Source organism: sulfur-oxidizing endosymbiont of Gigantopelta aegis (genome assembly GCF_016097415.1).
GTDB lineage: Bacteria > Pseudomonadota > Gammaproteobacteria > GRL18 > GRL18 > GRL18.
This window is the reverse complement of sequence record NZ_JAEHGE010000001.1, coordinates 1,709,208-1,722,372: the sequence shown is the minus strand read 5'-3', so window position 1 is coordinate 1,722,372 and position 13,165 is coordinate 1,709,208. Positions and strand designations below refer to the sequence as shown.

General features: G+C 39.8%; 10 protein-coding genes. 2 read left to right on the top strand and 8 right to left on the bottom strand.

Annotation, left to right across the window (positions count from 1 at the left end):
• Window positions 1–4: 4 nt before the first annotated feature.
• The 5 genes from JEU79_RS08685 to JEU79_RS08665 form a co-directional block, all read right to left on the bottom strand.
• Entirely contained in the window at window positions 5–3,145 is a 3,141-nt protein-coding gene (locus JEU79_RS08685) for a response regulator (protein WP_198263796.1), read from the bottom strand.
• On the bottom strand, window positions 3,142–3,696 hold the full coding sequence (locus JEU79_RS08680) for a TOL_0243 family YfiR-like periplasmic protein (protein ID WP_198263795.1): 555 nt from the start codon (window positions 3,694–3,696) through the stop codon (window positions 3,142–3,144). Before JEU79_RS08680 ends, JEU79_RS08685 begins: the two co-directional genes overlap by 4 nt.
• A gap of 92 nt (window positions 3,697–3,788) precedes the next feature.
• Window positions 3,789–5,885 carry a TonB-dependent receptor plug domain-containing protein gene (locus JEU79_RS08675; RefSeq protein WP_214660535.1) on the bottom strand — a complete coding sequence of 699 codons (2,097 nt, stop codon included), beginning with the start codon at window positions 5,883–5,885 and terminating at the stop codon, window positions 3,789–3,791.
• Between the two features lie 147 nt (window positions 5,886–6,032).
• The gene (gene hemC, locus JEU79_RS08670; protein WP_198263793.1) at window positions 6,033–6,968 is read right to left on the bottom strand and encodes a hydroxymethylbilane synthase; all 936 of its coding nucleotides are present in this window, start codon (window positions 6,966–6,968) and stop codon (window positions 6,033–6,035) included.
• Between the two features lie 57 nt (window positions 6,969–7,025).
• Window positions 7,026–7,829, bottom strand: a complete 804-nt coding sequence (locus JEU79_RS08665) for a tetratricopeptide repeat protein (RefSeq protein ID WP_198263792.1) — start codon at window positions 7,827–7,829, stop codon at window positions 7,026–7,028.
• A 262-nt stretch (window positions 7,830–8,091) separates the two neighbouring features.
• Between JEU79_RS08665 and JEU79_RS08660 the strand changes: the two genes are divergently transcribed.
• Together JEU79_RS08660 and JEU79_RS08655 are read left to right on the top strand one after the other, a co-directional pair.
• Window positions 8,092–9,237, top strand: coding sequence for a PDC sensor domain-containing protein (locus JEU79_RS08660; protein ID WP_198263791.1), 1,146 nt, complete (start codon window positions 8,092–8,094; stop codon window positions 9,235–9,237).
• Between the two features lie 18 nt (window positions 9,238–9,255).
• A complete protein-coding gene (locus JEU79_RS08655; RefSeq protein WP_198263790.1) occupies window positions 9,256–10,611 on the top strand; it encodes a TlpA family protein disulfide reductase in 1,356 nt (451 codons plus the stop codon).
• A 151-nt stretch (window positions 10,612–10,762) separates the two neighbouring features.
• On the opposite strand, the gene JEU79_RS08650 is transcribed toward JEU79_RS08655, so the two are convergent.
• The 3 genes from JEU79_RS08650 to JEU79_RS08640 form a co-directional block, all read right to left on the bottom strand.
• Window positions 10,763–11,233, bottom strand: a complete 471-nt coding sequence (locus JEU79_RS08650) for an efflux RND transporter periplasmic adaptor subunit (RefSeq protein WP_198263789.1) — start codon at window positions 11,231–11,233, stop codon at window positions 10,763–10,765.
• A 65-nt stretch (window positions 11,234–11,298) separates the two neighbouring features.
• The gene (locus JEU79_RS08645) at window positions 11,299–12,645 is read right to left on the bottom strand and encodes a TolC family protein (RefSeq protein WP_198263788.1); all 1,347 of its coding nucleotides are present in this window, start codon (window positions 12,643–12,645) and stop codon (window positions 11,299–11,301) included.
• Between the two features lie 3 nt (window positions 12,646–12,648).
• Entirely contained in the window at window positions 12,649–13,161 is a 513-nt protein-coding gene (locus tag JEU79_RS08640; RefSeq protein WP_198263787.1) for a thioredoxin family protein, read from the bottom strand.
• Window positions 13,162–13,165 lie beyond the last annotated feature (4 nt).

The window sequence follows — 13,165 nt, the reverse complement described above, 5'->3', positions numbered from 1 at the left end:
GCATTTATGCTAATAATTGGGTAAACAATTGTTGAATTTTTGCCTTATCAAAAATCTTTTCCAATGCGCCATCAAAGCCATGTTCCTGATAGTGTGTCATTTCAGAGCAGCCTGAATCACCACTGGAAACCACTATTTTTACTTTAGGGTTTAACTCACGGATAATCACCGCCATTTCTTTGCCTCCCATGCTACCGGGAATATTCAAATCAACGATTAAGGCATCAATGGGCTTACCCTTTTCAAGTGATTGCTTATAACTGGCAATCGCTTCGTCACTATCATTCGCTTCAATGACATCATAACCTAACTTTGTCAAAATGAGGCTAAATAATTCGCGGATATCCTCCTCATCATCCATCACTAAAATGCGACATTTTGCATCTTGATTGTCAGTTTTTGTTTCCATATTCATTGCTTGAGCATGACTTTCATACTCTTCCTTTTCAGCTAATATTGTTGATGATATTTTAATGGGGTCTAGTGGCGTCTGATTCAATGTATTATTATCGCTTAACTTATTATCTTCATCCAATAGTTTACGCACATGCACAAGCAATGTATTTGAAGTATAGGGCTTATAGAGCATATTCATAGACAACGAATCATCTGAAACATGAATATGTCGTCCATCTGCAAAACCACTGGCCATCTGTATTTTTATCTGAGGATAAAGCTTGTGTACCTGTTCGGCTAATTGATAACCATCCATTTTGGGCATAATAACATCGGAGAGCATTAGATCAACTTCTTGTTGCTCTAAAATTTTTAAAGCTTGTTCACCATCACTCGCTATCAACACTTGATAGCCCTGGGCAACCAAAATATCCTGAGCTAATTCCAACAATGCCTGCTCATCATCTACCAGCAATAGTGTTTCGTGACCACATAAATTGGTCAGGTCAATGTCTGTCATTATCTTATTCTCAGCCTCTTCTTGATAGCTACGTGGGAAATACAGAGAAAAACGACTACCATGTCCTAACTCTGAATAAATTTTTATATCACCACCACTGCGTTTAACAAAACCATAAACCTGACTCAAGCCCAAGCCCGTTCCCTTTTCACCTTTGGTCGAAAAGAAGGGATCAAAAATCTTTTCTTTGGTTGCTTCATCCATACCCGTACCGGTATCAGTAATCGTCAACAGTACATAATCACCGGCATTGAGATGTAATAAATGTGCATCCATTTCGGTAATTTGTTCATTATGGGTACGAAAAGTGAGTTGACCATTACCTTCGATGGCATGGCTGGCATTAATGCTTATATTGATAATAGCATCTTCTAAATCCCCGCCATCAATCCAGACCGGCCAGAGTCCATCATCTAAGTCAAGATCCAAAGTAATGCGCGCCGTCAGGGTTTTTTCCAGCATTAATTTTTGCTCTAACAACAAAGTGTTAATGTTCTGTTGATGAGCATCCGATCTCTTATGCCGGGTAAAGGCCAACAACTTCTTTGTCAACTTTGAACCACGTCTTGCAGCATGCTCGATATCACTAACATATTTAGACAGTTTAGGTTCATGACTCAGCTGCTCATTTAACAACTCTGCATAGCCCATAATAATACCCAACATATTATTATAATCATGAGCAATACCCCCCGTTAATTTACCTAGGGCATCCATTTTTTGGCTACGCTGCAATTGTTCTTCCTGCTGTTTACGATCAGAGATATCGGTTGCAATAGTACAAATGGCATAAATATGCTGTTCTTCATCAAACAAGGGAAATTTAATCACTGAGTAAACATGATTGCCATCTTCATGGGGGTAAAATTCTTCCAACTGCATCGCACTACCGGATGATAAAACCGCCTGATCACTAGAATGCATTTCTTGACTAATATCCTGGCTAAAAATGTCATCCAGGGTTTTGCCTATAATAATATCGCGCTGAATCGAGAATGATTTTTCAATTTTTCGATTAATGAAAGTAAATCCACCGTCAATATCTTTAACAAAAATAACCGCTGGCGTGTTATCCATAATAGCCTGTAAATCACGTTTGCTTTTTGCCGCTGATTCACGCAATTGATAGGCTTCGGTAACATCATTAAAAACTAGAATCATACCCAGAATATCATCATTTTCATTGCGAATAGGTGCGGCCGAATCTGCGATTTGCAGCTCTGTACCATCTTTAGCAATCAGGGTCGTATGATTGCTTAAAAAAACCGTCTCTCCCGTAGCAATGACTTTCTCTACAGGGTTATTAATTTCCTCTCTGGTAGAGGCATTTACAATTGGGAATATGGTCTTAAGAGACTGAGACTGAGCTTGTTTAAAATTCCAACCAGTGAGCCGTTCAGCAACCGGATTCATACGCGTCACTTTACCATCAACATCAGTCACTATGACGGCATCACCGATACTATTGAGCGTAACAACTAAATCCTGTTCCCGTTCACTCAAGGCCTTTTCGGCTTTATCCCGTGCTAGTTGACGTTGATAAATTTGCTCTAACATATCATTAAAGGCACGGTTTAATGTACCCATTTCATCATTAAAGCCCTGTGGTAAGCGACTGCTATAATCGGCATTCAATGAAATCTTTTTGGCGAATTGAGCCAGTGCTAAAATGGGCTTTGAAATAATAGCCTGTTGGCGATTTGCTAAAAACAAGGTAATGATTCCAGTCAAAATCGTCATAAAAATAACCAGTCCCATAAATTGCATCAAATGAGAATTGAGGCGGTGCAGACTTGCGCGTAGAAAAACCGTACCTATTATCTCGCCATCTAGTTCAATCGGTTGAAAAAGCTCAAAACTATCGCCCAAAAATTCATAGCCCTCATTCCCCGGTGTACTTGGGCAATGAGGCTCTAACTTGCCTGCATAAGCAGCAAAGAGTAATTTCGACTCGTCATAGATACACCCTAGCATCACAGAGGATTCATGTTCCAGTGCCGAAAGTACTTCGGTTGCGACTTGCTGATCATCAAAACTCAATGCCGCCGTACTACCATCTGCGATAATATGACTCACAGTCATTAGTTTATCAGCCATTGACTGTTTTAATATATAACGTTCGGTGACAATAAGTACGGAACCCACCAATAGTAAACTGAAAATTACCATCGACATGATAATAATGATCAGCTTATTTTTTATCTGCATATTCTGTAACATTTGTTTCATAGCGGACTCACCCCACTGCCATTTAGAGCCAAGCGACCCGGCACCAGCGTTGCAACTTTGAGTAACTTTGAACTAAGCTTGGTACCCGCTATTTTTGAGGCCTCTACATTAATTTCAATGCCGACTTTTCTAAGTTTGGGAACAAATCCGATAATGCCACCTCGGCGGGCGAAACCATCTATATCACTCACAGTTAACACCGGAACATGTGCCAGCCGCTGGAAAATTTGCGCCAAACGCTTTTCTTCTGATTGGCTGATAAAGATAATCTGACAACGGGTAATTGTTTCCAATGATGAAAGGTATTCAACACTTAGAGGACGTTTTTGTGAGGTTTTTTTGGTAAATCCATCTAATAGATTAGCAAATGGATTTCTACCTAGCACACAAATGCGTATTGGCTCATCTTTATCACTAAAGAGTTCATTCGGCCATTGAGTAAATTTTGTGAACTGGTAAAGGTAGGCTGCTTTGACTTTATAACTGGAACCACCCGCTGAGACACTGGCAAACAATAATATCAGACTTGTGAATAGTGTAACTTGCAACAATAGCCCACCACGCCGATACATCGGATGGCTAACTACTTTACAAAAAAGGCTTTGCGTTAATATCAAGCCTGCGGTTTCCTTAATTAATCTAACTAAAAACGGTAATTAACACCCATCATAACATTAATTTTTTCCTGTGGATGATAGGAAGTCAAAAAAGGCCTTTTAGAGAGTGTTGTGCGGGGATCAACATGGCCATAGGATTGATTAAACATATTACGTATAGATAACATTAAATTTAAACCTTTAACATTAAACGAGCGCTTATTGGTCACGGTTAAATTGCTCAGTACCCAATCTTTTGCATCTTCACCCTGATACAGGGCATTCTCTTCATCTGTGGTTGGATTCCAACGAAAGTAGTTATCCCAGACGAGTTCCCAGTTTTCTACCGGCCGCGCGATAAGCGTTAAATTAAGTTTATACGGCACCACAGTGCGCACTCTTTCATCGGTCTCATTATTCACACTATCGGTATAAATCGCAGTGCTTTCCATCTTTAATTTATCATTAATTTCATAGTTCACTTCAAATTCGATGCCATTCACATCAATTTGACCCACATTATCAGTAATGCTGGTAAAATTACCCGTACCGTTATAGGCCGTCAGGGCAATTAAATCACTGACTTTTGATTGGAAATAAGTCGCTCTTATGCCAACTTGAGGATGTGGATTTCCGACTAAGCTTAACTCATAACTATCAATGGTTTCAGAGGTTAGATCGGAATTGCCTGCCACGGTAATGCCACGCTGTTTACCATCACTGACTGCTGGTGGTCGATAGCCTTTTTGATAATTGAATTTAGCCATCCATTGTGAGTTTAAAACATAGCGCATACCCAGTCTTGGGATCAACTCAGAAGGATATTGGTTCTCACTATCAACATAGCGAAAACCAGTGACCAAATAAAATTCATCATTGGGAATCCACTCCATTTGTGCATAAGTGGCCATGTTGTCAAAGTCTTCTTTATCTTTTAGTTCGGTTTTTTGAAGATCATCCGGATCAGTCGTTTTTCTGGTCACTTTAACTGAACTGGAACGTTGATCAGAATACTCTAAAAACAAGCCACCGACCCAGGTTAATTCATTGTTTTGAAAAAAAGTAAATTGATTATCGACAACAAATGAATTGGATTCTTGTCGAATACTGCCAACCAGATTGCGCGTACTATCCACAAAGTAATTATCGTCCGCATCAGTCATTTTCGACTTTTTATAATGACTACTCAAAGTATAGGTAACTCTATCACTTAAGCCGGTACTGAAATCTAAATACACCATTGGCTGTTCAATTAAAAGGTTGCCTTTTTCGGTCGAGAGCAAGGACGTACCACGCCCACCATCTACTTTTGAATAGCGATAGCCCACTCGCAGCTTATCGTCATAATCTATATAACCATGCAGATCGATATTTTTTGATGTTTGTTCTTCGAATAAATCATTATCATAATATAATTTTGAACCATCATTATTGCGTGAAATTGCCACTTCAGACAGCCTAGAATCATTTTGGTACCAAGAACTAAAGGATTGAAAAAATCCCAGATCACCTTCTCGTGAGCCAAAACGAACGGAGGGCATATATTCACCCTGTGAGCCATAAATAAAGTCAGCTTCAATGCCATCAATATCCTCTGGATCCATAGTAATAATATTAATCACAATACCGAAGGCATTCGCGCCATGCAAGGTTCCACCCGGGCCGATTTGAATTTCAACACGCTTGGCATTGAGAATATCATACTGATTCATAAAACCGCCAAAACCGGGAGAGCTTAAGCTGGAAAAAGAGGCATTATGACCATCAATCATAACCACGGTTTTACTGCCATGAAAATTCAAATCACCGACACCACGAACGGATAAGGTCATTCCTCGGCCGCCTTTATTGACCACATCAACGCCCGGCACATCCTGAATAAGTTCAGCTAAGGAATTCCAACCATGGCTGCGAATTTGCTCTTGTTTGTAAACATAAACGGTAGAGGGAATTTCAGAAATAGAACGTGAGGTGCGGGTGGCAATGGTGACTTCGCCTAAATCTTCCAGGGAAAGTTCAAATAAGTCATCCTTGACTTCGGTTTCAGCGAGAACACTGCAACTCAATAGAGAAGTAACGAGTAAAACTGATATTTTTGACAATCGTTTTAATAAAAATCGCAATCCATAAGACTTTCTTTGCATACCACACTCGCTATTTATTCAATGACATATTCATTCAATAACATATTTTGTTTTTTAATGACAATGATGATATTGAGTATAGCTTTGATGCTTAAACTGTCAAGAATTTCGCTAATATGATTATTTTTAGTAAAAAACGAACCTTATTTAAAGGCCATTTTTATAAACTTCGGCTAAAATTTCTTTAGCACCGCGCAATAACAAATCATCGGCGAGGGCGATGCCCATTTTTTCAGCATTGATTGCAGGACCGGAAACACTCCCTTCCACTAATTGCTTACCATCCGGTGAGCCCACAAAGGCACGCATGGAGAGTTGGTCACCGTCTAACTCTGCAAAACCGCCGATAGGCACCTGACAACCGCCTTCAAGACGCTTGTTTAAAGCACGTTCGGCGGTTAGACGTATGGTCGTTTCTTCATGGGCTAGGCTGGCAATTAGGGCTTTGGTTTGTTCGTCATTCACACGACATTCAATGCCTACTGCGCCCTGCCCCATAGCGGGTAAACTTTGTTCTGTGCTCAGGTAACTGGTGATGCGATCTTTCATCTCTAAGCGAATTAAACCGGCGGCGGCTAAAATAATCGCATCATAGTCGCCATCATCTAATTTCTTTAGGCGAGTATTCACATTACCACGTAAAAATTTAATTTGTAAATCAGGGCGGTATTTAAGTAGTTGGCTCTGACGGCGTAAACTGGAAGTGCCGACAATAGCCCCCTGAGGCAGTTCGTCAAGCTCGGCATAAGTATTGGACACAAAGGCATCACGTGGATCTTCACGTTCGCAAATAACCGCCAAGCCCAAACCGTCAGGAAACTCTACAGGCACATCTTTCATTGAATGCACCGCAATATCGGCATCACCGGCTAATAAGCCTTCTTCAAGTTCTTTAACAAACAAGCCCTTACCACCGACTTTTGCTAATGGAACATCGAGGATTTTATCCCCCTTGGAAACCATTTTGACCAATACAACGTCTAAATCATCATGTCTGGCTAATAATTCATCACGGACAAAATAGGCCTGCCATAAGGCTAATGGGCTTTTACGGGTTGCGATTTTGATTGTTTTTCTGCTCATAATGCTCTTATTGCTTTAGGTTAAAAAAGATAATTGTATCAGACTACAGCTCAATTCTCATTTTTTATCCGAATTTATCAATATTTTTAAATGCTGCGTTAGAGCCTGATAATCAGGGTTTTCCGGCTCCAATACCAATAATTGCTCAGCATAAGAAATAGCTTCGAGAAAATGATTATTATCCTGATTAATCGCAACTAGGGCATTGAGAATGGGTCTGTCTATTGGATGACGTAACAAAGCCTGTTGCAAAATATCCAGCGCTTCTTCAGGGCGCTGATAGGAATTCATGGCAATGCCATAAACATAGCTATAGTGTGGGTTTTCCGGTGCTAGAATAGCCGCTTTTGCCAATGACACAATGGCTTTTGATAATAGCCTGAGGCGCACCTGAATTAAGCCCATTTCATGAATAATGTCGGCATTATTCGGTATTGCCTCTAAGCCGTATTGCAAGCTCTGCAAGGCATCTGCATCACGATCCAGTTCGGTATAAAAATAGCCCAATTTTATCCGTACTAAACTCGATTTTGGCCGGAGTTTTATCGCCTGCCGATAGGCTAATTCAGCCTGAGCATAATCCTCATCAGCCAAATAATCATCCGCCTGCTCAAGCAAGTGCATCATTTGTTGGTTCTTTTCTTTAAGAACACTTTCAGCTATGAGTGTTTTTGTAGTCGGAGTAAAACGAATTGTATGTGAGCAAGTCCAGTCAATGGCAGGAGCAAAAGAAAATTGTTGGCATGCTCTCAATTCTAACTCGGATGCCGTATATTGAATTGTACGCATCTGAGCAGTAACGCTCGATGAAATAAAAAGCATATAAATAAGGATTTGCTTGTTAATCAATGAAAAATCCATTCAATTTAGTTTATAAAGCGTCATTCAATTTAACAAAACTGTAATAATATGCAAAAATGATCCTAATACCCGTGATACTTGGAAATGCAGCGAGGCATTTTGATTTAGAGCCGATTGATTGTACCCCAAGGGCACTTATTCTGGGCGTATAAATACTACATGATTGAGGCTTTAAATTACATCTCTTAATAAAGAGAACGAAGTCTGCATTTCCAAGTATCATGGGTATATACCTAATTATTTGTACCGATGAAGAGTCATTATGAGAAGCATACTACAAGAAACCATATCAACCCAGCGCAAAATACTAGTCGATCTATTAAAGCACCCTCTTTGTAAGCTCGTTCTGGAGCTCGCATCTGACATACACAATGCTACCGCCTTAGAGACGCATTTACATCGAGCCTTTCCGGTATTTCAACATTGCAAATACCTTTATGTCATGGATGCACAGGGAATACAGATCACTCAGACAATCTTTGCCGATGGCAGTGAGGCTAAGAGTCTCGGTCGGGATCGTTCTCAACGACCCTATATGCAACATGATTTTAGCGAGAAACAATTTGCCTTATCTGAAGCTTATATCAGCAAGCATAATAAGCGTCCATCCATTACAGCCATTCATGTCATCAAAGATGCACAGCAACAACTTATTGGTTATCTCGGCGTAGATTATGACTTACGCGAACTGCCGGGAACGAATCATTTGTATAAAGAAAACTACAAATGGCAACAAATCAAAGGTGATCCCGCTATTCGCAGTGGCTTATTTGCCCAGCAACGTATGCAAAGTGATATGGATAACAATATTGATAATGTGCTCGCCCTGATGCAGGCATTGATTTGTGAACATGGCGTTTTCCATGGCAAATTTCACTTTTCCAGCAGTCGGACGACGGTCTGGCTGATCGATGATCCCTATAATTATCGTTTATTGAGTATGAATGAGCTCAATGATCCTGATATTTGTCTGGCCTATCCTCGTCAACCATACTCTGATCTGGCCAGCGTTCCCACTGAAGCCATTCCTAAAATCTTTGAATATTTTCGTCAATTACGCTTCGCCGATGAAACTATTTATTTACGTGCCGGTTCGATTAATATCGTCAATGGCATGATCAGCCTGAACTTCTCCTGTGATGGTTCACACTATCTGCCTTATCAGGAATTTTTAGATAAGGGAATGGGCTTCTGGTTCGGTACAAATGAAGATGTCGATCCCTTTCAATATGATGAAGTGATTGAAACCATTTGTGCTCAGGGTTGTGACTATGTTTATCAATTTATCAATCAGCATAGGCAGGGTAATAACGCCAGTGAACTGAATAATATCCCACAAATAGAACAGGATAAAATTGTCAAAGAACTGGAAACCATCATGCAGGTTTATTCACATAAAACGGATTAAAGGAATGGCATCTTTTTTATGAAAGAAACAAGAACCTCAGTCCCCCGCCTAAAGAAGGGGGACGTTGAAAGCAATTTTGTAAGTAGCTATTTATCCATAAAAAAATCACGTCAGTGCTTATTGTTTATCAGTTTTTTATTTTTTACAACAATGGCATTGGCTAAAGAAATCGTCGTAAGCATTCCTTCCCTAACAGAAGAGCTATCAGAAGCACTAGCCGATGAAGTCGAAATTACCCTTGAGACTTTCCCGGCATCAGGCAATTATTTAATTCTCTGGCTAGCCCCTGAATATGGTCTACGTCCTAGCCACCTTCGCTTAGCTCAAGCATTAGCCAAACAAAACATTGAAGTTTGGCAAACTGACATCAGTGAATCATTATTCATGCCTCAGGGTTTGCAGTCATCAAAAAAGCATAATGGTGCTATCACCGCAGCACTTATTGAGTATGCCCATCAAAGCACTGGCAAAAAAATTATTCTTGCCGGTGACTCCTATGCTGCTATTACAGTCTTACGAGGTGTCAACCAATGGCAGAAAAAACAAGCCAAAGACGCTTATCTCATTGGTGCCATTTTATTTTCACCCAATCTCTATGCCTATATCCCGGCACTGGGTCTAGCGCCTGAATACATGCCAGTGGTTGCGGCGACTAACATACCGATTATGATTTATCAGGCCACTAAGAATGGTAATATTGGCCAGTTTGATACTTTGTTAGCGCAATTACAAACGAATAACAACCCCGTCTATAGTAAATATTTACCAAATGTTATGGCACTTTTTTATGCCGAAGAACCTACACCGCCCATAAAAAAACAACTGAATTTATTACCCTTAAACATAAAAAAAATACTGCCTTTACTGCAAAGACATGAACTACCACTCAATGCAATTCCAATTAAAACAATGCAAAGCAATCAGCGTGATATTGATCGCTCTTTGAAAACCTATAGCGGAAAAGTTACTCCACTGAAGATTCACTTAAATGATGTGTATGGCAAAGCAATCATTAAAAATAATTATCAGGGAAAAATTACCATCGTTAACTTTTGGGCCACCTGGTGTCCCCCTTGCGTAGAAGAGATCCCTTCCTTAAACCGCTTAAAAGTACAAATGACCGGCTTGCCCTTTGAGTTAATTTCAATTAATTATGCGGAAGAAAAAGACACTGTATTAGAATTTTTGAAAAAAATTAATGTTGAATTTCCAGTGCTATTAGATCCCAATGGCGAGTTTGCCAAACAATGGCAGGTAATCACCTTTCCATCCACTTTTATTATTGATCCACAGGGCAAGATTCGTTACGGCGTCAATGCCGCCATTGAGTGGGATGATCCCAAGGTGATAGAAGCGCTAAAGTCACTTCTTTAAATAACGTAGCACACTATTGGATACCTTCCGACACGTAGGATGTGGTGAGGCACGAACCGCACAAAGACGTACATTTAAAACCCTTGATGCGGTTCGTGCCTCACCACATCCTACATCTGAAGTATAAACAAGATTTTGATCAGTACCCCTCTTATTTTGCTTCTATAAGCAATAAACTCTGGGCTGAAAATTGATTATTAACATATTGTCCAGGGTAACTAAAAACCGCTGTCACCGTCCCAGAAAAGGTAGCATAAAGCTTACGATGAGCCTCATCCCACTGTGCATAGACCAACTCATTTTTAGCACTTGCGTATTGTGATACCGCCTTGCGATAAAGTAATTTCGCTTGTTGCAAATCATATTCAGACAAAACAGTACGATCATAAAGCTCTTCAGCACGTCCAAGCTCTTTCTTTGCCTCGGACTTATTAAATGCTTCCATGTTAATTTTTGCTTGTGCCGCAGCTAGAGTACTATTAATCAATGAGGCATCGTATTCCAATAATAAATCACCTTTTTTGACCACTTGCCCGGCTTTAACATACACCGTTTTAACCACTCCCGTTAGGGGTGAGGTGATCTTATACACCATGGCTTGTTCTTGAGCATAAGCGGACAAGCTGAATAACACACCGAATCCAGCAATTATAATTACTGCTATACGAGACTTAAATTTATGCATAATCATTGTTTAAAATAGTCCATATCATTGCCTAATAAGGCATCTAATTTAGCCCATGAAACCGCCAATTCAAAAAAAGTCTGTGCCTTAAACAATTGCGCCTGACTGAGTTCCACCATCGCATCGCCTAGGTCACTGGTGACTTCAAGTTCATAGAGTGCCCGACTGCGATCCAAATAGAGATCGCGGTATTCCATAGCAAAGTCAGTATCACCTGTTTGCCGTTTCAAATCACTGATTCGTAGCCAGAGCGCCAAGACTTGCTCTTCTATATCCTGTTTTAGTTGCAGCTTTTCTGCCTGTAATTGTAACAACTCGCCACTACTGCGTTTAATTTTGGCATCTTCCTGCCCCGCCTGATAAAGCGGTAACCAAATTTCTATACCTGCTCTAAATTTATCCGATGAGCCTAATTCACGGGCATATTCTGCGGCCTGAAGATTGGCACTTATAATAGGATATTTTTCAGCACTATAAGCATTAAGCGATTGTTGCGCGGCTTCTATTTGATGTGCCATTGAAATAAGTTGAGGATTTTTTTGATAGGCCATATCATACAATTGTTCTATCTCTGGTAGTTTTCGAGATTCTGATAAGGCTTGTATGGTTTCTAATTTAGGTTTTTTCAGTTTCACCGACAAGTGTCCCGGACTGATCAGTTTGGCTAGCTTATAACGCGTTAGACGTTGATCACTTGCGGCCTGATTCAATGCTCTACGGGTTTCTCGAAAGTCATTTTCAACTGTTAGCAATTCAATATCAGACACTTGTTTTAATTCAAAACGCGAGCGTAATTTATCCAAGGCCACATAATCAACTGACATCGCCTCATTGGTTTGATTATAAATAATATCGGCCAATAAGACATTGAGGTAAGCTTGTAAAATCGCGACCTTCCGACTTGAAACAAAGTCACCATAGAGCGATTCAACAGAAGCAATGCTTGCCAGACTGGCATCAATATTTGCCTGAGTACGACCAAAGTCATACAGCCTTTTATTAATATCCAGGCTTATTTTGCTATCATTGTTTTTGTTGTTATACGTATCAATACTAGAAATGATATTAACCGGTTCAACATAGCGTAAACGACCATTGACTTCGGCAAAAAAACCTTGCTCAGACAATGCCAATTGTTGATTTGCCTGAGCAATTTTTCGTTGTGCATCATAGCGCATTATTTCCGGTGATTCTGCACGCTCGGACATTGATAAAGCATATTCTAAAGTCAAAGGTTCCGGAATAAGGGAAGCGCTTTGATTTTGGCCTTTCTCAGCAGCAACCAGATCACTGCACAAAACACCCATAAAAAATAACGCAGAAATTAACGATGGACTTGATAGTGACATAAATTATTTTTTGTGGGCACGCTTATATTTAGAAAATTTTGTCGTATTATATTCTTTATCAACGACATATTTCCCTAATAACAAAAACTCATCTGCATTTGCCGTTCTACCGGTAAAACGCATGACCCGCTTTCCCTGTAGATCAAAAAAAGCTAATACGGGTGTTGCTCTAACGCGATTTTCTTTAAAGGCAAAATCTTTTTGACTCATGGTTTTACCTTTAAAGTTAGTAATTTCCACATCACCTTCAATATCCACCGCAAAGATTAAAAAATTTTCTTTATAATATTGTTGTACTGTTTCCTGATTTAACACATTGGTTTTCATCCAATGACAAAACGGGCATTCATCCATTTCAAAAAACATAAAAATGCCCTTTTTACCCTGCTCTTTTGCCGTTGCCATTTCTTCTGAGAAATCACCAAAGGTAGAATCAAAAAAATGTTCTTCTGGATTTTTATCTGCTAGTGCATTGTTAGTGATTAGAAAAGTCATTAAAAGTGCTAGTAAAACCATGTGG